This is a genomic window from Curtobacterium sp. B18, assembly GCF_000333375.1.
In the GTDB taxonomy this organism is placed as follows: Bacteria; Actinomycetota; Actinomycetes; order Actinomycetales; family Microbacteriaceae; genus Curtobacterium.
On the sequence record NZ_BACZ01000238.1, the window covers coordinates 1 to 361 of the forward strand.

At 69.8% G+C, this 361-nt stretch carries 1 protein-coding gene; it reads left to right on the plus strand.

Annotation, left to right across the window (positions count from 1 at the left end):
- Window positions 1–361 (plus strand): glycosyltransferase (locus I5E_RS06165; protein ID WP_031261714.1); only part of this gene is annotated, 361 nt, incomplete at both ends.

Here is a 361-nt window from a genome sequence, read left to right on the forward strand (position 1 = left end):
CACACGCCCATCCCGGGCAAGCGCAACGCCGTCAAGGTCGGGACCGAGATGTCGAACGGCGACATCACGATCCTCGTCGACTCCGACACCGTCTGGACGCCGGGCACGCTCCCCGAGCTGCTCAAGCCGTTCGCGGACGCGTCCGTCGGCGGCGTCACGACCCGGCAGCGCATCCTCGAGCCGACCCGCAGCTGGATCACCCGCTGGGCGGACTGGCTGGAGAACTCCCGCGCGCTCTACTCGATGCCCGCGCAGAGCGTGCTCGGCCAGATCGGCTGCCTGCCCGGGCGCACGATCGCCTTCCGCCGGGACATCCTCGTGCGGGTCATGGACCGCTTCATGCACGAGAAGTTCATGGGCG